Consider the following 19,209-nt stretch of genomic DNA (forward strand, 5'->3'; position numbering starts at 1 on the left):
AAGCAAAGGAGTCTCATAATGGGAAGATATCCATGGAGCGTATTGATCGTTATCGTCTATGCTTTGCCTTTTGCTTATTTCGGCATGCAGCAGGATTACAGTCATCAATCGGTTACGTCGCAATGGTCGCGGCGATGGGCCTACTGGCCTTTGCCAGCATCAAGTTAGGCTCGGTCTACGCACTTTTGATCGGCAACATCGCTTCATTCGCCGTGTCCTTTTATTTCGTCGGCAACATGCATGGAGACACGCTCGCCGCTTTTTTTAAACCGTTGTCCTCCGAGCAAACCCTCATTTTCCTGAGCGTCCTGATGCTGATTCTTCAAGCCGTCGTGGCCGGTATTACGTACTGGATCATTCTTAGAAAAAGGCGTGCCATGAATCCTTATCGCATGGCTTCGCGATCTGTTAAATAAAGACGCGTATGCAAAAACGCACCTTGTTGGGGTGCGTCAGTCTGCCGATGAAGTTACGTTAGTGGGGGAAACGAGAAGACTGCGAGAAAAATTCGTTCAGTCCGCTGTCTCACTTGGAAAAGTCGATTGAAGTTTTTAGTTGAAGTTTTCCAAGTTCAAAGGCGTCTTGAACTGAATTTTTCTCTCCGTCTTCTCGTTTCCAGCTACGTTGGGCTTTTTCAATACTATCGATACTTTCGAAGCGCCCTAAAAAGGCGCTTTTTTTAGTACCTATAAATATCTTCATCCTTCAAGGAAGCTTTAGCGGAGGGAGAAATTCAGGTCAAAACGCCTTTGAACTTATAAAGCCGTAGGCTTTATAAGTGAGACAGCGGCTTGAACGAATTTATCCCGCAGCGCCCGAGCTTCCTTTTCCTTTCCCCACACATCTTAATAGATCGCGATCGGCCCGTACGGTCCCTGAATAATCTCGATCTTCGTTTCGAAAATGTCGGTAAGAATATCCGGGTCCATGACTTCCGCTACCGTTCCGAAAGCCGCGATCTGACCGTTTTTCATGGCGCAGATCCGGTCCGAATATTTGGCCGCGAAATTGATATCGTGCATGACGGTCAGGATCGTTCTTCCGAATTCATAGGCTGCGTGGCGCAAATGTTCCATCATTTGCACCGAACGCGCCACGTCGAGATTGTTCAGCGGTTCGTCCAGCAGCACGTATTCCGTCTCTTGGCACAGCACCATCGCGACGTAAGCCCGCTGACGCTGCCCGCCGGAAAGCTCGTCCAGATAGCGATTCTCCAAAGTCGTCAGGTCGAGGAAGTCGATGTACTTGGAAATGATGTCTTCGTCTTCGTCCGTCAGTCTTCCTTTCGAATAAGGAAAGCGTCCGAATCCGGCTAGCTGCCTTACCGTCAGCCTCGTCACGAAATGGTTCTCCTGCCGCAGCAGCGTGATGATTTTGGCGAGATCGCTCGACTTCGACTTGGAAACGTCCATGTCGGCAACGGTAATTTGGCCTTCGTCCAGGTCCAGCAGCCTGCCGATCATCAGCAGCGTCGTCGATTTGCCCGCGCCGTTGGGACCGATCAGCGAAGTCAGGCCGGCTTTGGGAATACTGATATTCAACGGACCGATCTCGACTTCGTCCGCGTAGGATTTTTTTACGTTATTGATTTCGATCATAGGGAACCCTTCCTTAAAATCACGATCAAAAATGTCAGGCCGCCGACCAGCTCGATAATGATCGAAACGACGCCTTGAGCATGGAAGACATGATTCATGATGAAGTAAGCACTTGTGAGGATGACGAACCCGATCGCCAGAGCCATAGGAAATACATAGCGGTGATCATACGTCTGCGCCGCCTGGTAACTCAACGTCGCGACCAAAAATCCGTAGAACGTCAGCGGTCCCACCAGCGCCGTCGAGATCGCCATCAGAACCGATACCAGCACGAGCGTGTAGATCACGCCGGCGTTATGCTTGGTTCCCAGCGCCGTCGAGACGTCTTTGCCGAGCGCCAGTACATTCAACCTTTTGGCATTGATTAGCAGCAGACCCGCGACGACGATGACGATCGGAATAGCGATAGGGAAATACGCGGAATCCGAGTTGTTGACGGAAGCGAACAGCCGGGCCTGCAAAATATCGAACTCGGACGGCGCCAGCATTCTTCGCATGAACGAGGACACCGACCGTAAACCCGTTCCGATGATAATGCCGACCAGGAGCAGAAGCTGCAAGTTGCCGTATTTTCCCGATAACAGCCATCCGTACAGGATCAGGCACATCACGACCATTGCGGCGACTTGGTACAAGAACGAATCGACGCCGCTGAAATTCACGAACGCGGCCGCGCCGAGGAAAAAGATCGTGCTGGTGTGAATCGTCGAATAGATCGCTTCAAAGCCGAGCAGCGACGGCGTGATGATCCGGTTGTTCGTGATGGACTGAAAAGCGACCGTCGATAAACTTTGACAGACCGCCGCAACCAGCATGGAAACCAGCGCCACGACTCTTCGTTCCACCACGGGGATAAAAGACGGCGAGGTCACCGGCACCGGATTGTTATAAACCAGTAAACCAAAAGAAGACAGAAGGCCGACCCCGAATAACGAGATCAGCAGAACCCAGTAATTCCGCTCTTCGCGCTTGGTCCGAAAAGCTCTCGCCGATCTTTTTCGAGACGGACGACGGGGATCGGTATTGACCGGTAATGAAGGGGTACTTGTCATTTCGCTCATCTTGATATCCTTTTCGATCTCTTTTGTTTAAGCAAAATCATAATGAATACGACAGAACCTACCGTGCCCAGAATCATGGAAACCGGGATTTCGAACGGCATGATGATGACCCGGGACAGAATGTCGCAAGCCATGATCGTGCCCATGCCGAGTACGCAGACCCAAGGCAGATTGCTTCTCAGATCGTCGCCCCTGAACATGGATACGATATTCGGAACGATCAGGCCGAGGAAAGGCAGATTGCCGATCACCGCCGCCACGATGCCTACCGCCAACGAAATCAGCGCCGTACCCAACAGGATGATCCGGTTATAATTCGCGCCCAAGCTTGTGGCCACATCTTCGCCCAATCCGGCCAACGTCAGTCGATCCGCGTAAATAAAAATCAAAATCGTGACCAATATAATGATCCATAAATATTCGTACCGACCCGTCTGCACGGAAGAAAAGGAACCGATAAACCAGTTTTCGATGTTTTGCGTCGCCTGAAACACCAGTCCGATAAACGTGGAAAAGGCCGAAATGACCGCCCCCAGCATCATTCCGATGATCGGAACGACCAGAGAGGAGCGAAGTTTGACCTTTTTCAAAAACATGAAGAATACCATCGTTCCGATAAAGGAAAACACGATGGCACCCGTCATGCGCAGCAATAGGGACGGAGCAGGGAAAAGCAGGTACACGAACAACAATCCCAGTCCCGACCATTCGATGGTTCCGGTCGTCGTCGGTTCGACCAGCCGGTTTTGCGTGATCAGCTGCATGACCAGTCCGGCCATCGCCATAGCGGCTCCCGTCAGCATAAGGGCCATCGTTCTCGGAACGCGGGTGATGAAAAACATCTCCATGCCGTCCGCTTGTCCGCGAATGTCATAGACGCCGGTGAGCAGGGAGGCCGTGCCCAAAATCATTGTCGCGACAATTGCCAGGATAAAAGGAACGGTCCAGAGCTTTTTTTGCTTATGACGCTGGGGTTGAGCATGCTCAACCCCAGCCGGTTTCGGTATGAAATTTTTGAACACAGCTTCAGGCTCCTTTTATTTCTTGGACAAAGCTTGCGTCAGGTTGTTGACCAGTTCCGTGAAGGTTTCAATAGATTCATTCGTGTAGGTATCGTTCGGCGCGTACACGATTTGACCTTTCGTAACGGCCGTCGTGTTTTGCAGCGCCGGCGCGTTGTCGATCACGTCTTGAGCAGGAACGGCTTTTTCGTCGGAAGAAATAGCGGCGTCCCGATCCAGCACGAAGATCCAATCCGGATTGCTTTGCGCGATCGCTTCCACGGAGATATCGTCGCCTTGGTGGTCGGTAGACGAATTTTGAACTTCAAGCGAAGGAACCCAGCCGAAGATTTCATACAGAGGTCCCCATACGCGTCCGGAGTGCGGAGCCGAGAAACCGATGTCGCCGCCGGAGACGATAACGCTCATCACCGTATCCGTCCCGTTATAGGCGGCTTTGGCTTCTTCAATGGCTTTGTCGAAGTCGGCAATGAGTTGATCGGCTTCCGTCTGCTTTTCGAAAATTTTACCCAGATTCGTTGTCGCGTTTTTAAATCCTTTGATCAGATTCTCGCCAGGCGAGCCTTCTTCTCCGGACACGTCGAGTTCGAAATCAACGACGGCCGCGTTCGGAACCAATTTTTTGATTTCGTCATAATAGCCGGTAAAGCGCTGACCCACGATGACCAGGTCAGGATCGGCAGCCGCTAAAATTTCCAAGTTCGGTTCGCGGTGGTTGCCGATATTTTGTATGGAATCGTCGCTGACGTAAGGCGAGTCGGGAGGCATGACGTCTTTCGGCGCAGCTACCAGCTTAACGCCCCAATCGGACAGCGTTTCGAACGTACGGTTGTCCAGCGCTACGACCTTGCTCGGATTCACGGGCACGGTAACCGTTCCGTGAGCGTCCGTGATTTCCACGGTCGCGGGAGTGCTGGCGGCAGCGGCGGAATCAGCCGTGTCGCTCGTCGTTGCGGCGGCAGTGGAGCTTGCAGCATTGGAAGTCGCCGCTTCATTGTTTGTATTGGAGCATGCGCTTAGAGCCAAAGAGAAAGCAGCCAGACCGACAACCATGAATTTCGAAAACTTGAATTTGTTCATTTGAACCCCCTGATATGATGTAAAAGTGACTTGCGGGCGAAACTGAGGATGGATCCGGATTCCGGTTAATTGATAGTGATTATCAATATCAATAATTGAGATTATATCAACGGACAGGGAATTTTCAACTAGTTACTCCATGTAAACTGTGTCTAAACATTGAACGGTAAACAGGTGAACAAAAATATCGTCGGATGTTAACGCAAAGGATCAAAGACGGGATATATCCGCTTTAGGTTTATGGCGGATTGGGGAGAGGGTTCAAATAGAAGTTCGACGGAGGCAAAAACATGATAGAAATCGGAGTCTCGTTCAGAATTTGTTCAGAACGGATTGGTATAGTTGATTTTGTGGTCTAAAGTCAGTTGTCAATCAAGCATTTCACAGACAGAGGGGAAGAATGTGAATTATGAGAAAACGATTGAAATCTTCGCAGTTTAACAGCAAGAGTACGGCTAATTTTATCAAGAAGACGGCAATTGGTTCGTTGATCGGGGTTATCGCATTGGGGACGCTCCCGGCTACGATCGGCACGACTTTCGCGGCTCCTGAACAGGTAGAAGCGCCGTTGGTTATCAAAGGCGGCTGGCAGCCGGCTTTGGAAAAGATTCAAATGATTCAGTTGGACTTAAATTCGAATTCAAGCAATCCTTCTATGTTGCAGCCTGAAAGACCGATGGGATTGATTGCGCGACATGCTCCTGTTAACCCGTTGAACCCGCAGAGCGAAGAAGGCGCCGCAATCCTTTCGTTCAGCGATTATGACATGAAAAGCTTATACTTTGGAATAGAGGCGCAAGCTCAAGCCGTCTTCGGTGGCGGTCCTGTTATTTATGCGGAAGAGCCGATCGCGGTGAATGATATCGCCTTAGGTACTTTTACGCAAAGCGAATCGACTCCTGCCGCTTTCGGCACGGGAGAAGGTAATAATGATCTTGGACCTAACGTTTATCGGCTCTTCTTGCCGGACCTGACATCGAAATATGTTCAAGCCAAACCGTTGATCGAAGAAGGAACCATCGAGGATCCTCAAGGAATCGACATGTTGGATGATACCGGCGAGACTTTGTACGTAGCCGGCGGGCAAGACGGCCGCATTTGGAAACTGACTAAAATTTATGAGATTGACAGCGTGAACGAACCGGTTGACGTGATCGAGAACGATACCGATGCGGACCAAAACAGCGTCAGCGAGGACGTCTACGGAAACAACGAATTTTCCGACGGCGATATCGGCTTGATGGATGCCGGATACGAGTATTCGGCCGAGATTTTTGCGACGTTCGAACAAGGATCCGATCTGACCGACGTGGTTTACGATGACGGCGAACTGTACGTGGCGGATGCCGGGTTAAATCGCGTCGTCAAGATCGATTTGGACGCGCCGGAGCAAGCACAACCTGTCGCTACGGGCCTGAATGAACCGCAAGCGATCGCCTTGGACGGCGAAAACAACGTCTATATCGCGGACACGGGTAACAACCAAGTCAAAAAAGTGAACGCGGCCAACGGGCAGATCGAGATTTTGGCCGGCACGGGCGAAGCATCGCAAAGCTACGAAGGCGTTCCTGCGGTTCAATCCTCGCTGACGGAGCCGAAAGGCATCGCGGTCGATCAAGCGTCGGGAATCGTATACGTGGCCGACGTCGGACGCGTGCAAAAGTTGGTCGACAAGTTCTTCTACCAACAGGTTCGCGACGAAAACGGAGAGGTCTGGAACCTGGTCGAAAATGCCGAAGGTCTGGATCGCATGCGCGACGACGTGTGGGCGAATTATAAACTGACGAACGACATCTCCAAAACAGCTTTGGAGGAATATCTGATCGGCAAAAACGAAAGTTCCGATTGGACGCCGATCGGCGATGAACGCGGATTTACAGGGAAGTTTGACGGCGGCGGCCATTCGATCGGAGGTTTGAAGATCCGCGACCAATACGGCGGCCTTTTCACGGCCGTTTATAAAGCGACGGTCGAAAACGTCCGATTGACCGATGTGGACATCGAAAATTATATGAGCACGGGCGGACTCGCGGCTCGCGCTTACAGCTCGGATATTTCCAAAGTATCGGTCGAAGGAACGATCAGAGGCAGCGATTTCGTGGGCGGCCTGATCGGTAATCTGGAAGACTCGCGCCTCGCGCAAAGCTTTTTCAACGGTTCGGTCAGCGGCAACGGTAACGTCGGCGGGCTGATCGGGCAGGCGGATTTCGAGAACGGATACGAATCGGCTCCGATTCACGACAATTACGTGTGGGGAGAAGTATCGCAGCTCGTTTACACGAGACTGCAGTCCAACACGGTGACTACGGCCAACTTCCGCAGCGACCGCTTCGGAGGATTCGTAGGTAACGTTTACTATGAGCCTTCTATCGAAGAAACGGACTCGTCCGTCATTTTCAAAAACAACTACGCGTCCGTCAAGCTTGACGGAACGAACGGCAACCTCAGTTGGATGGAGACGTTCGCTTTCGGCGGCTCCGACGAAACGATTCCGTCGGTATCCAACTACTGGAATACAAAATCCAACAGCGGCAAAGAAAACGAACTCATCAATGCCAAAGCTTTGAACGACGAGGAAATGAAACGTCAGGCAAGCTTCGTCGATTGGGACTTCCAAAACATTTGGAGCATGGACCCGGTCAGCGGCTATCCGGTCTTCAAAGGCATCAAAGAAGAGCCGACCACGCCTCCGGTCACGCCGCCGACGACTCCTTCGACTCCGTCGACGGGCGGCGGCACATCGTCTCCGATCGTAACATCGCCGATACCTGCGTCGAACACGACGGTCATTAACGTCAACGTGCAAAACGATAAGACCGCCAACGGTTCGGTCGTTTCGACATTGGCGATTACCCGCACCAAAGGTACGGACGGCACGATAAAAGACGCGCTTCAACTGACTCCGGCGAAAGCGACGGAAATCATCAACTTGTTGAAAACATCCGGTTCTAAAACGGCGGCAATCGTGCTTCCGGATACGAGCGACGAAGTCTCGCAGTGGGACTTGACGGTTCCGGGCGCGGCATCCAAACTGCTGACGGACGAAGGCATCGAACTGGTGATCCTGAATCCGAACGTGCGCATCACGGTTGCGGCTTCCTCGATGACAGGGCTGACGGAAGATCTGTACTTCCGCTTGATTCCGGTGAAGAGCACGGCAACGAGTGCCGAGATTCAAGCAAGGGCGCTGGCGAACCAACAGATTGTCACCGCAGCGAACGGCGGCGATATCACGGTGGTCGGCCGTCCGATGACCATTGAGACGAATCTGCAAAGCCGTCCGGTGACACTTACTCTGCCGCTTCCGGCAAATAGCAGCTTCACGGCAGCAGCGCAGAAAAAGCTGGGCGTCTATATCGAGCACAGCGACGGCACGAAACAGTTGGTTCCGGGCAAAGTCGTCACGCAAGAAGGCGGGAAGCTGGGCATCGAAATCACGGTCAACCACTTCAGTACGTTCACGATTGTGAACGTCAGCAATTGGGGCAGCATGTTGATCGCGTCGCCTTACATCATGGGCTACGCGAACGGCAGCTTCAAACCGGCGCAAAACATTACGCGCGCCGAGCTGGCTGCGATCGTCGGCCGGATCACGGGCGTAACGGAAGGAACGGCAACGTTCAGCGACGTCAAAAACGGAAGCTGGGCTTCGACGGTCGTCGGACCGGCTGCGGCATCCGGCATCATGACGGGCTACGGTGACGGTACGTTCAAGCCGAACGCTTCGATCACGCGCGGCGAGCTGGCTGCGGCTTTGTCGAAGCTGCTGCCGCAAAGCGGACTGGACGCGAGCGGTCAAGCAGCCGGATTCAGCGACCTGGCAGCGAGCCACTGGGCAGCAACGGCTGCGTCGCAATTGCAAGCGGCAGGCGTAGTGACGGGTTATGCGGACGGCAGCTTCAAGCCGGAGCAGAACGTGACGCGTGCCGAGGCGGTGGCGATGATTAACCGTTTGATCGGGCTGGACGGTTCGACGGCTCTGCCGGGTGCAGCGTCGTGGAATGACGTAGCAGATACGTATTGGGCTTACGATGCGGTTCGCGCGGCTTCGATGAAGCGGTAAGAGGAAAAGTGACGCAAATAAAGGATACGACGAAATGTATTTTCGAAATGATTGATTTATGTATTGCAATCCAAAAAAGAATTGAATGTTCAGCCTCAGCATCCGAAAGGGTGCTTTTTTTATGCCCGTAAAATTCTCTTAGTTCGATTAGTCCGCGAAACCCGTAAACAAGACGAAAACCTGAACATCAAAAAAAGCCCGTGACGAGAAGTGTAGTCGCGGGCTGAAGAAGATACCGATCAGTTTTTAAAACTATGAATCGGCGCCGGTACGCGGCCGCCGCGATTGATAAACGGCGCGCAATCGTGCCCGGCGCGCCGGCTTCTTCCAGGCCCATCACCCGGAAGATTTTCGCGATGGAATCCCCGACTGCAGGCGTCGGAGCGAGCGAGAGGTCGATGCTACCGAACGGCACGCCGAGGCGCTTTGCCGCTTCCTGCGCGACGAATTGGCTGGCACGCGTTACCTTGAATGCGGTGCGCTTGATCGTCTCGCACAGCGTTTCGAGATCGACGTCCTTGACGTCTTCGAGCGCTCTTTTCACGACGCCGGGGCCGCTGACGCCCGGCCATGAACGGATTATCCTCGACCGCATTGCAGAATACGACCAGCTTGGAACAGCCCAGCGAATCGCGGTCGGCGGTCAGCTCGGCCGTCTGCCGGATGATCTCGCCCATCTTTTTGACCGCGTCCATGTTGATGCCGCTGCGCGACGAGCCGATATTGACGGAAGAGCAGACGCGTTAGGTCACGGCCAGCGCTTCCGGCATGCTGTCGATGAGGATGCGGTTGCTGTTGGTATAGCCTTTCTGCACCAGCGCGGAGAAGCCGCCGAGGAAATTGACGCTCCAGATCTTCGCCCGTTTTGACGAGATGCTCGGCCAAACGGGTGATTTTGTCGTACACCTTTTGATTGAATGTCTTCAGATCCGGGTGTCCGCAGTCCATCAGGCTGATGCCCATCGTGATGGTCCGCACGTCGAGCTTCATTTCGGAAATCATGGTGTTCGTTTCTTGAACTTCGAATTTCGAGATCATGGGTCATCAGCCTCCTTTCCTAAATTCGGTGCATGCTGTTGAAAATGTCTTCGTGCTGAAGCTTGATTTCGACTCCGATGGTCAGGCCCAAGTCGTGCAGATCCGTGATCAGATTCTCGAACGCTTTTGCCGGGCTGGAGATGTCCACGATCATCATCATGTTGAAGTAGTCCTGCACGATCGTTTGCGAGATATCGAGAATGTTGACGTTTTGTTCCGCGAGGCAGGTGCAGACTTTGGCAATGATGCCTTTCATCGTGAAATTCCCCTTGTTGACATGCGCTGGCGACTATGAGATGCAGCTGGTTTATCGGCATTCGGTAATGCGTCAGCGCGTTAAGTTATGAGTTGTTATGTCAAATCGGGAGGGAGGGTGAAAATGGAGATTTGATGGGAGTGGGGATCTATATATCTAGAGCTATTATGACCGAAACAAGCAAGCTTGTTTAGAATTTGTTTAGAGCCAGTTGATATAGTGTTTTGGTACAAATACGGGAGTGAGCTTCCAAAGATCAACATAGAGGGGATGATGAAGTTTGAGGCAACATAGATCAAATCGATTTGTTGAAATTGCCGGAGGCCGATGGTGGAAAAAAAGCAGCATCGCCGTACTTGCAAGTGTGATGGTATTGGGGAGTACCGTTCCTTTGATAGGGGCTAAAAAAGCCGAGGCATCTTCGGTTTCGTCTGATGTAGAAAAGGTCTTGGTAAAAGTATATGGAGCCGATGTTTCTGGAGATTCTTCCTTGTTGAAGAAGCCCGCTGCTTTAAGTTATATCGAAGTGAATGGGATGACGACGCTGGTTGCCAACGATCCCGATAATCAAAAAGTTTTTCTTTTCGGCAAGCAAAGTTCTTCCTCGGATCAATCGATTGAAGCGTTGATTGACTCTGTGGAAATTCGGAATGAAGAGCAGGAACTTGTTTCGGTAAATGATGTCACGATGAATCCGAATTTGTCACGACTTCCTTTCTTCACGTCCACGGTTCCGGATCCGGGACTGTTTATTCCTTTCCAGACGGAGCAACCGGAATCCGGAGTCACAACATATAAAGCGCAAACGGTAGTAGACTCGGTTTACCTTCAACAACCAGAGGGCGTAGCTTTCGCTCCAGGTTCGAACGAGGTTTATATTGCCGATCAAGCCGCGAATCAAATTGTAAAATCGACGTTGACTCCAGGCAATGGGGATGCGTTCCTTTCGGAAACTGTGGTGTTTTTGGATCATATGGACGTGAACGGGCCCAAAGATGTTGATTTTGCGGATGGAACTTTATATATATCCGAGACATCGACAGGGAACATCTTGAAAAGCGATGAATCGGGTAATGTGACATTGCTGGCTACGGGTCTTCGTCGTCCTACAGCAATAGCGGCAGACGGTCAAGGCGGATTATACGTAGCCGAAACCGGACGTCATCGAATCGTGAAAATCGATACCGATCTTGGACTTGATGGATCGATAGAAGTTGTTGCCGGAACCAATAATGAAGGAATGGGAGCCGCAGGAGGAAGTCCTTTGCAAACAGCGTTGGATGCTCCGGAAGGCGTAGCCGTTGCCGCGGACGGAACTCTATACATTTCAGATACGGGAAACCATCGGATTTTGAAGATGGTAGATAAATCCGTATATACGTACGACACGTATACAGACAAAGACGGGGTTGAGTGGAATATGATCCGAACTGCCACTGATCTGGATCATATTCGTGACAACTTGAATGGTAACTATCGATTGGCCAATGACGTATCCATTGCTGATTTAAGTGCGTGGGTGCCGGTCGGTACAAACGATACTCCGTTTAAAGGGCGGTTCGACGGAAACCATTACGCGATTAAAGATTTAAATATTCAGACGAATGATTCTGTGCGAAATATGGGATTGTTCGGAAGCTTGAACGAAGCTGAAATCCAAAAGGTAAACTTGTTGGATGTGAATATCAAGGCCGGAAATTACGTTGGAGCTTTGGCGGGAGAATCCAGATATTCCGTAATCAAAGAAGTAACCGTTCAAGGCGAAGTATGGGGAACCCGGACAACCGGATTGTTGGTCGGCGACTCCAGACAAACGCTTTATACCCAAAATAATGTCACGGGCGTTGTCCATGCACGTCTTCGTACGAGCGGCTCTTCCGTATTCGATTTCGGCGGGTTAATTGGTGATAGCGAGCGGGATCAAATTCTTTATAATTCCGTTAATGTTAAAGTCACGACAGCTGAAAATCCGAATAATGATTCAATCGGAGGGTTAGCAGGTAGCGTATACAGTGGTGAAATCAGGCAAAATGCAGTACAAGGATCGGTCGAAGGGAATTATAAAATCGGCGGGTTTATCGGAGAGCTTAGTTTGGTTCCGGGGACCGTCATTTCCGACAACTACACATGGAGCAATGTCAAATCGCTTCCAATCATTCCTGGCACAAATTACGATACAGAGGTTGACAGTGTCGGAGGATTTATCGGAGCAACCTATAGCGGAAACGACTCCGATGACCTAGTCACTAACTTTACGGTTCAACACAACTACAGCTCCAATATTGTGGATTTGACGGCCGGAAATTCAGTGCAAATTGATCGAATCGGAGCGTTTCTGGGATACGTCAATCCGAGCTATATTGATGTACTGAGTTTCAAAGCGAACTATTGGAATAAAACTAAAAATTTCCTCATCGATGAATACCCGTTTGCATTTGCTTTGAGCGAAAACGAGATGAGATCGGATAGCGCTTTTAAAAGCAGCGGTTGGGATTTTGAGAACATTTGGACGCTGAATACGCAGCAGTCTTTATATCCGACGTTGAGACCTTACGCCGAAGAAGTGACGCTGCCTCCTGTTCGTCCGGAAAATGTACAGGCAGTTGCTTCAGATTCAAAGGCTGAAGTAAGCTGGACCGCTTCTCCGGAAGCGGACAGTTATAACGTTTATCGATTCGAAGGCATTTATCCACCAGAAGATTTGAACCTGTGGGTTGAAATTGCACAGAATGTAACTTCGACGACTTATACCGCGACTAATCTTACAAACGACAAGTCGTATATGTTTGCTGTAAAAGCGGTCGGTACTGCCGGGGCATCCGGATTCTCTCGTGCGTCAAACGTAGTGGTACCGAAGGGAACGCTTCAATACGAGTACGAGAAAAAAGAGATTGACGGTGTCGTCTGGAATGTGATGAAAACACCAGCCGATCTCGACCATATTCGTGACGATCTGCAAGGAAACTATATATTGACTCAAGATATTTCCAAAGATCAACTGGATCAATATCTGTCTACTCAAGACCGTACTTCCTGGAAACCGATCGGGAATGACCTTGAACTTTTCGGGGGGTCTTTTGATGGCGGTGGACATACGATTGATGGATTGAAAGTTGGCGGAGGAGAAGACGAGGCTTTAGTAGGTGGTCTCTTTGAGGCTTTGAACCAGGCAACGGTTCGGAACCTTCGCCTTACGAACGTAGATATTGCACCTTCGCAGGTTGCGGGTGGTTTGGCAGCAACTGCTACTGAGTCTGTAATTGAAAAAGTTGCAGTCGAAGGTTCTGTCCGCGGCAATCAATATGTAGGCGGCCTTCTTGGGCAGGTACTGAGCAGTACGGTAAGCGAAAGCTATTTCCGCGGCAAGGTGGAAGGATACGGAGTATTGGGCGGTTTGGTTGGTTCTATTTATATGAATGAAGCATCAGGTGTTCATTCGATTTCCAACAACTACGCTTGGGCAAAAGTGACACCGGACATGCCACGTTTTTCTGCACGAGGCATTGCAGCCGTATCAGCAGGGTTTGCAGGCGAAGTCATCTACAAGTCTGTACAACTTAATGAAGTTACAAACTCGGAAAGCCCGATTGTTTTCCAAAACAACTATAGCTCTTCCGAGATTACGGCAATCATGTTTGCGGATAGCCATGACGTAATTGTTAATGACATTGGTATTTTTGCTGATGCTTGGCCGTTTGAAGGGCCGAGCTTTGAATCCGACCCTATATCGGGCATTTCGAATTACTGGGATGGTACGTATGACATGCCGTTGAACGAAACTTCAGCATTGGCTCAAAAACTTTCGACGGCAGAAATGAAAACTCGATCAAGCTTTAAAGACTGGGACTTCCAAAATATCTGGTCAATGGATACCGTTAGCGGTTATCCGATTCTGAAAGCGTTCATGGAACAGCCAACGAATCCGACCAACCCGACAAATCCATCGACAGGCGGCGGGGGAACGTCGACCCCGGTTGTGACAACACCGACGCCACAACCGACGACAACAACGATTAATGTCAATGTACAAAATGACAAAGCGGCAAATGGTGCAGTTGTGTCGACGCTGACGATCACGCGTACGAAAGCAGCAGACGGTACCGTGAAGGACCAACTGCAATTCACGCCAGCGAAAGCAAGAGAAATTATCGAATTGTTGAAAGCATCCGGTTCCAAAACAGCAGCAATCGTGCTTCCGGATGCGATTGACGAAGTGTCCGAATGGAATCTGAATGTACCGAAGGATGCAGCGAAACTGCTGACGGATGAAGGCGTCGAGCTGGTCATCCTGAACCCGAACGTACGCATTACAGTTCCGGCTTCGTCGCTGACAGGATTGACGGACGATCTGTACTTCCGTCTGATTCCGGTGAAGAGCACGGCGACAAGCGAAGAAATTCAAGCACGGGCACTGGCGAATCAAGAGATTGTGGCGACCGCGAACGGCGGCGATATTACGGTGGTCGGTCGCCCTATGACGATCGAAACGAACCTGCAAAGCCGTCCGGTGACGCTGACTCTGCCGCTTCCGGCAAACAGCAGCTTCACGGCGGCGCAACGTCAAAAGCTGGGCGTGTACATTGAGCACAGCGACGGAACGAAGCAGTTGGTTCGCGGCACGGTCGTGACTCAAGAAGACGGCAAACTGGGCATTGAGATTACGGTGAATCACTTCAGTACCTTCACCGTTGTGAACGTCAGCAATTGGGGCAGCACGCTGATCGCGTCGCCTTACATCATGGGCTACGCGAACGGCAGCTTCAAACCGGCGCAGAACATCACGCGCGCCGAGCTGGCGGCAATCGTCGGCCGGATCACGGGCGTGACGGAAGGCACGGCGGCATTCGGCGACGTGAAAAACGGAAGCTGGGCTTCGACGGTCGTCGGACCGGCTGCGGCATTGGGTATCATGACGGGCTACGGCGACGGCACGTTCAAGCCGAATGCGTCGATCACGCGCGGCGAATTGGCTGCGGCTTTGGCGAAGCTGCTCCCGCAAAGCGGATTGGACGCAAACATTCAAGCGGCCGGATTCAGCGACCTGGCAGCAAGCCATTGGGCAGCTGCTCCGGCAGCGGAGCTGCAAGCGGCAGGCGTGGTAACGGGGTATGCGGATGGCAGCTTCAAGCCGGAGCAAAACGTAACGCGCGCCGAAGCGGTCACGATGATTAACCGTTTGATCGGGCTGGACGGTTCGACGGCGCTGCCGGGTGCAGCGTCGTGGAATGACGTGGCGGATACGTATTGGGCTTACGATGCGGTTCGCGCGGCTTCGATGCAGCGGTAAGAGCAATACGAATAGAGAATGAGAGACCGGGCTTCGGCCTGGTCTCTTTTTTATGCGGAGTGACATAGTCATCGACCGAAAATAGTCGCTTATCGCGCCCCTTAACTTTTTATCGGCACACAGTGATGGACCAAAAAAAGGGTCGCTTATCGCGGGAACTCATTTTCATCAGGACGGAGTCATCGACCGAAAGTAGTCGCTTATCGCGCCCCTCAACTTTTTATCCGCACACAGTGATGGACCAAAAAAGGGTCGCTTATCGCGGGAACTCATTTTCATCAGGACGGAGTCATCGACCGAAAATAGTCGCTTATCGCGCCCCTCAACTTTTTATCCGTACACAGTGATGGACCAAAAAAAGGGTCGCTTATCGCGGGAACTCATTTTCATCAGGACGTAGCCATCGACCGAAAATGAGTTCCTTGTTCAGAAAATGTTCAGAACCGTGTGCTATATTGATTTCGTTGCAACCCGGCAGAGAACCCCAACTCTCTCCGCCGGTAACCCCGCCGAAACCACCCCCCGATTCCAGGTTTCGAGCAAGACCGAAGCACTCGCGCTACCCTCCTCTGCGCGAGTGTTTTTTCGTTTTTTTCCTTCATTTATTTCATCTTTTTTGTAATGCTTGCTTGCCAGGATGGGACGTTTCGGGTAATAAAGGGGAAGGAGCCGCTTCAGAAGGAAGCAGGTCTCCATTTCGGCTCCCTGCGCCCATTTCCCATAGAAAGGTGTGACCGCCATGACCCGCATCTCCCGCGTGCTGCTGCTCGTCGTATGGCTGGCCTTCATCGTGTACGCGCTGTTTTTCGCGCCCGGAGCGGGCGGCGGGGAGGACCCGTGGTTGAGACCGCTGCTGACGCTTCAAGCGGATGAGCCGTCGTTGCTTGCCATGTTTAGCTTGCTCGGACTGTTCCCGCTGGCGTTTGCTTGCATGCTGCTCAGACATGACGATCGCGCCGTTCCGGCTTGGCCGTTCGTGATCTTGTCTTTCGGATTGGGTGCGTTCGCTTTACTGCCTTACTATATTCTTACTTCGAATACGCATGCCGGCTCGCATGATCTGCGCCATCCGCAAGGACTGCGCAAAGCGACGGAATCTTCGATCACGCACGGCATCCTGTTTACCGTTACGCTGCTTGTGATGGGATGGGGGCTTCTGCTGGGCGATCTCGGCGTATACAGGGAAGCGTTCGGCACATCGATGCTCGTCAACGTCATGACTTTGGACTTCTTGCTGCTGACGTTATTGTCCGTATATGCGATCTATACCGGATCTCGAAGACGCTCGTTGCCTCAGGCGATGGCGTTATTGGGGCTGATTCCGATCCTCGGATTGCTGATTTACATTTGGATGACCCGCATGGATCAGAGCGTGTCGCCGTATATCCCTTCCCAAACCCAATCCAAAATGAGACGCAGAGCGGGAACCGGCTAGCCTTTTTCTCGAAATTCCCCTATGCTCTTGTATAAAAAAAACAATCCCCGCCGACCGTTGTCGCTGCGGGGATTTTTGCGCACTCGAGGAATCTTCTCCGTTTAATTCTACGTCTTTTTCCGATCGCTGCGATACACGACGTCGGGGCCCGCCGGACGACTGCGGATATACTCCAGCAGCTGGTTCGCCATATATTCCGGGGTATGCGCGTAACCGCCTTTGATCCACTCCAAAATCATCCCCCAGATCGCGTAAGCCTGATAGCCGGCGTACAAGCCGCGATCGATCCGGGGATTGACGTCGGCGGCCTCCAGGTCGTGCAGGCTGAGTTCTTTGATCACGCCGCAAATTCGGTCGGGAAATCCCGGCAGGGCTTGCGATTCGACGATTAGCGCGTAAAAAGAAGCGTGCCGATGCACATGCTCGAAAATGGTGATCCCGGAAGCGGTCAGTTTGCGAATATCGAAGTAATCCGTGTGGGCGTAAGGTTCGCGGAACGAAGCAATCAGGTCGGTCATCGCGTCGTCTACCGCTTCCGCCAGCAGCTCTTCTTTGTCCCGATAATGTTTGTAAAAGGTACCTCGGTTCAGATCGGCGCCGTGCACGAGGTCGGTGATCGAGATGTCTTTGAACTCGCGTTCGCGCATCAGGGCAATCAGCGTTTCTTTGAGCGCCTTTTTGGAGCGTCGAATACGGCGGTCGACATGCGACAAAGACTCCGGCGCAGCCGTCTCAGACTCAGGATGGGGATGGGTCATCTGGAAGCCCTCCTTTTTCACAGTAAAATGACTTAATGAACAGCAAAGCAAGCAGGTGATTATTAATGAACAAAAGGAGCCTCTTTTACCGATTGAATGCGCTGTCTATGATTGATTATACTAAATTCAGCAGTAGATAATGAACATTTGTTGACGAAAATACATTCATTGATACGGAGGACGCAAACATGAAACTTCAGGGCAAAACGGCGATCGTAACGGGAGCGGCATCGGGCATGGGACGCAGCATCGCGATTTTGTATGCGGCGGAAGGCGCGAAGGTTGCGGTATCGGACATTAATCTGGAAGCGGCGGAAAAGGTAGCCCAAGAGATCAAAGATGCGGGCGGCCAAGCGTTCGCGATCAAAACGAATGTTGCGTCCGAAGACGATATCCAAGCGCTCGTCAACGGCACGGTCGCAAAATACGGCACGCTCGATATTCTTGTCAACAACGCGGGCATTATGGACGCCTTTACGCCGGCTGGCGATCTGACGGACGAGCTGTGGGAGCGCGTTTTCGCGATCAACACGACCGGCCCGATGCGCGCGATTCGCAAAGCCCTCCCGATCTTCCTGGAAAAAGGGCAGGGCGTCATCGTCAACGTGGCTTCGGCAGGCGGTCTGAACGGTTCGCGCGCAGGCGCGGCTTACACGGCATCCAAGCACGCGGTGGTCGGCCTGACGAAAAACGTCGGCTTCCAATACGCGGTAAAAGGCATTCGCTGCAACGCGATCGCGCCGGGCGGCGTGGCTACGAATATCTCCGCTTCGATGGGCCAGCCGAACGAATTCGGCGCGCAGCGCGCGATGGCCGGCATGAACCTGAATCCTCGCGTCGGCGAACCGGACGAGATCGCGAAAGTGGCGCTGTTCCTCGGCTCCGACGATTCCAGCTTCGTTAACGGCGTGACGCTGGCGGCAGACGCGGGCTGGACCGCTTACTGATCGCATCGAACCGGTTAAATTTGCGAATCTTAAACTCTTTCGGCTTAGGCCGAAGGAGTTTTTTTATTGATTAAAAGAATTTAATTATCATTTATCATCATTTATTTATTGCAAAACGATAAATTATGCGCTAGAATCTAAGCAAATCCACAGACAAGCGAGGGAAAAAGCATGGAACGAGGCACGACACTTTTTTTGAAGGCGGCGGTTGTCCTGATCGGGCTTCCGATTTTGGCGATCTACATTTTCGTGGTGCCGAATATCGGAAACTTTGCGGCGGAGCTGTACCCGGAGTATACTTCGATTCGGATATGGGTGTGGATCGATTTGTACGCGACGGCGATTCCTTTTTACTTCGCGCTGGTGCAGGCGTTCAAGCTGCTGGTTCATATCGAGCACAAGCGCGCGTTTTCGGATCTGGCCGTGCAGGCGTTGAAAAAGATCAAATACTGCGGCATCGGGGTAGGCGGGCTATTCGCGATCGGAATGCCGTTGTTTTACCTGATGGCCGAACGCGACGACGCGCCGGGGATTATCGTGATCGGCATGGTTATCATTTTCGCCTGCCTGGTCATCGCCGTGTTCGCCGCGGTGCTTCAGAAGCTGCTTCAAGAAGCGATCGCGATCCAACTTGAAAACGAACTGACGGTGTGAGGAGGATTCC

Annotated in this window: 12 protein-coding genes and 1 pseudogene; 6 read left to right on the forward strand and 7 right to left on the reverse strand. The window is 51.9% G+C overall.

The features are described 5' to 3' along the window. Window positions 1-32: 32 nt before the first annotated feature. The gene (locus HRQ63_RS22600) at window positions 33-416 is read left to right on the forward strand and encodes a hypothetical protein (protein WP_172247422.1); all 384 of its coding nucleotides are present in this window, start codon (window positions 33-35) and stop codon (window positions 414-416) included. 429 nt (window positions 417-845) lie between these two features. Here HRQ63_RS22600 and HRQ63_RS22605 read toward each other — a convergent pair whose 3' ends face one another. From HRQ63_RS22605 to HRQ63_RS22620, 4 genes are read right to left on the reverse strand one after another with little or no spacing between them, the layout of a single operon-like run. After that, the gene (locus HRQ63_RS22605; protein WP_172247423.1) at window positions 846-1,598 is read right to left on the reverse strand and encodes an iron ABC transporter ATP-binding protein; all 753 of its coding nucleotides are present in this window, start codon (window positions 1,596-1,598) and stop codon (window positions 846-848) included. Next, window positions 1,595-2,650, reverse strand: coding sequence for an iron chelate uptake ABC transporter family permease subunit (locus HRQ63_RS22610; protein ID WP_229714162.1), 1,056 nt, complete (start codon window positions 2,648-2,650; stop codon window positions 1,595-1,597). The genes HRQ63_RS22605 and HRQ63_RS22610 overlap by 4 nt, the downstream gene beginning before the upstream one ends. Window positions 2,651-2,655: 5 nt before the next feature. Beyond that, the gene (locus tag HRQ63_RS22615) at window positions 2,656-3,681 is read right to left on the reverse strand and encodes an ABC transporter permease (RefSeq protein WP_172247425.1); all 1,026 of its coding nucleotides are present in this window, start codon (window positions 3,679-3,681) and stop codon (window positions 2,656-2,658) included. Window positions 3,682-3,696: 15 nt separating this feature from the next. Further along, window positions 3,697-4,761 (reverse strand): siderophore ABC transporter substrate-binding protein, encoded by a 1,065-nt coding sequence (locus HRQ63_RS22620; protein WP_172247426.1) that lies wholly within the window; start codon window positions 4,759-4,761, stop codon window positions 3,697-3,699. Window positions 4,762-5,170: 409 nt separating this feature from the next. On the opposite strand from HRQ63_RS22620, the gene HRQ63_RS22625 reads away from it, so the two are divergent. Further along, window positions 5,171-8,824: an S-layer homology domain-containing protein gene (locus tag HRQ63_RS22625; RefSeq protein ID WP_172247427.1), complete on the forward strand. Its 3,654-nt coding sequence runs from the start codon at window positions 5,171-5,173 to the stop codon at window positions 8,822-8,824. 298 nt (window positions 8,825-9,122) lie between these two features. On the opposite strand, the pseudogene HRQ63_RS22630 reads toward HRQ63_RS22625, so the two are convergent. Then, a pseudogene (locus HRQ63_RS22630) lies at window positions 9,123-9,859 on the reverse strand (DUF711 family protein); the annotation flags it as partial. A gap of 22 nt (window positions 9,860-9,881) precedes the next feature. Next, window positions 9,882-10,118: an ACT domain-containing protein gene (locus HRQ63_RS22635; protein WP_172247428.1), complete on the reverse strand. Its 237-nt coding sequence runs from the start codon at window positions 10,116-10,118 to the stop codon at window positions 9,882-9,884. Window positions 10,119-10,608: 490 nt separating this feature from the next. On the opposite strand from HRQ63_RS22635, the gene HRQ63_RS22640 reads away from it, so the two are divergent. Together HRQ63_RS22640 and HRQ63_RS22645 are read left to right on the forward strand one after the other, a co-directional pair. Further along, on the forward strand, window positions 10,609-15,405 hold the full coding sequence (locus HRQ63_RS22640) for an S-layer homology domain-containing protein (protein ID WP_172247429.1): 4,797 nt from the start codon (window positions 10,609-10,611) through the stop codon (window positions 15,403-15,405). Window positions 15,406-16,144: 739 nt separating this feature from the next. Continuing rightward, window positions 16,145-16,840: a hypothetical protein gene (locus tag HRQ63_RS22645; protein WP_172247430.1), complete on the forward strand. Its 696-nt coding sequence runs from the start codon at window positions 16,145-16,147 to the stop codon at window positions 16,838-16,840. A 107-nt stretch (window positions 16,841-16,947) separates the two neighbouring features. Here HRQ63_RS22645 and HRQ63_RS22650 read toward each other — a convergent pair whose 3' ends face one another. Then, entirely contained in the window at window positions 16,948-17,598 is a 651-nt protein-coding gene (locus HRQ63_RS22650) for a TetR/AcrR family transcriptional regulator (protein WP_172247431.1), read from the reverse strand. Between the two features lie 188 nt (window positions 17,599-17,786). Between HRQ63_RS22650 and HRQ63_RS22655 the strand changes: the two genes are divergently transcribed. Together HRQ63_RS22655 and HRQ63_RS22660 are read left to right on the forward strand one after the other, a co-directional pair. Continuing rightward, window positions 17,787-18,545: an SDR family oxidoreductase gene (locus HRQ63_RS22655; protein WP_172247432.1), complete on the forward strand. Its 759-nt coding sequence runs from the start codon at window positions 17,787-17,789 to the stop codon at window positions 18,543-18,545. A 171-nt stretch (window positions 18,546-18,716) separates the two neighbouring features. Beyond that, window positions 18,717-19,199: a DUF2975 domain-containing protein gene (locus tag HRQ63_RS22660; protein ID WP_172247433.1), complete on the forward strand. Its 483-nt coding sequence runs from the start codon at window positions 18,717-18,719 to the stop codon at window positions 19,197-19,199. The last annotated feature ends 10 nt before the right edge of the window (window positions 19,200-19,209 follow it).

Source organism: Saccharibacillus endophyticus (genome assembly GCF_013185185.1).
Lineage (GTDB): Bacteria > Bacillota > Bacilli > Paenibacillales > Paenibacillaceae > Saccharibacillus > Saccharibacillus endophyticus.

Coding starts and splice junctions, on each gene's coding strand:
- HRQ63_RS22600 (WP_172247422.1), top strand. CDS start 33: ATGGAGCGTATTGATCGTTATCGTCTATGCTTTGCCTTTTGCTTATTT.
- HRQ63_RS22605 (WP_172247423.1), bottom strand. CDS start 1,598: ATGATCGAAATCAATAACGTAAAAAAATCCTACGCGGACGAAGTCGAG.
- HRQ63_RS22610 (WP_229714162.1), bottom strand. CDS start 2,650: ATGACAAGTACCCCTTCATTACCGGTCAATACCGATCCCCGTCGTCCG.
- HRQ63_RS22620 (WP_172247426.1), bottom strand. CDS start 4,761: ATGAACAAATTCAAGTTTTCGAAATTCATGGTTGTCGGTCTGGCTGCT.
- HRQ63_RS22625 (WP_172247427.1), top strand. CDS start 5,171: ATGAGAAAACGATTGAAATCTTCGCAGTTTAACAGCAAGAGTACGGCT.
- HRQ63_RS22635 (WP_172247428.1), bottom strand. CDS start 10,118: ATGAAAGGCATCATTGCCAAAGTCTGCACCTGCCTCGCGGAACAAAAC.
- HRQ63_RS22645 (WP_172247430.1), top strand. CDS start 16,145: ATGACCCGCATCTCCCGCGTGCTGCTGCTCGTCGTATGGCTGGCCTTC.
- HRQ63_RS22650 (WP_172247431.1), bottom strand. CDS start 17,598: ATGACCCATCCCCATCCTGAGTCTGAGACGGCTGCGCCGGAGTCTTTG.
- HRQ63_RS22655 (WP_172247432.1), top strand. CDS start 17,787: ATGAAACTTCAGGGCAAAACGGCGATCGTAACGGGAGCGGCATCGGGC.
- HRQ63_RS22660 (WP_172247433.1), top strand. CDS start 18,717: ATGGAACGAGGCACGACACTTTTTTTGAAGGCGGCGGTTGTCCTGATC.